Origin of the sequence: Nocardioides sp. SYSU D00065, from assembly GCF_017916425.1 — a bacterium.
In the GTDB taxonomy this organism is placed as follows: Bacteria; Actinomycetota; Actinomycetes; order Propionibacteriales; family Nocardioidaceae; genus Nocardioides.
The window spans coordinates 1-492 of record NZ_JAFMSX010000008.1 but is presented as its reverse complement, the minus strand read 5'-3'; the positions used below and the strand labels follow the sequence as shown (position 1 = coordinate 492).

The following is a 492-nucleotide window of genomic DNA, read 5'->3' as shown; positions in this document are numbered from 1 at the left end:
CCGGTACTCCACCGCCGGGGTCGTGCCGGTGTAGCCCGGCGCCGGGGTGAACGTGACCGTGCCATTCGCGTTGACCTGCCACGTGCCCTGCGGCGTGACCAGCGTCTTGCCACCGTTGGTCGCAGCAGAGCTGGTGAACACCGTCGCACCCGGAACCAGCGGCGCCGTCGGGTCGCCCGCAGCGTCGTCGCCCACAGCCGGCAGCGTCACCGGCGTGTTGAACGGCGTGTTCGCCGAGTCGTCGTTCGCCACCGGCACGATCGGCGCCACGGTGATCTCGATCGTCGAGCGCACCGCGTTGCCGTTCGAGTCCGTGACCGCGTACGTCACCGTCGAGGCCTTGCCCGTGAACCGCGGCTCGGGGTCGAAGGTGACCTCACCGTCGGGCCGGATCGTGTACACACCCTCACCGGGCACGGTCAGCGTCTTGCCGTCGTCGGACACGGTGCCCGGGTTCGGACCGACCGGGAACACCACCGAGGACTCGTCCCA

Annotated in this window: 1 protein-coding gene; it reads right to left on the bottom strand. The window is 70.3% G+C overall.

What is annotated here, in order from left to right; genetic code table 11:
* Positions 1-492 (bottom strand): Ig-like domain-containing protein (locus tag J3P41_RS18370; RefSeq protein WP_210652251.1); only part of this gene is annotated, 492 nt, incomplete at both ends.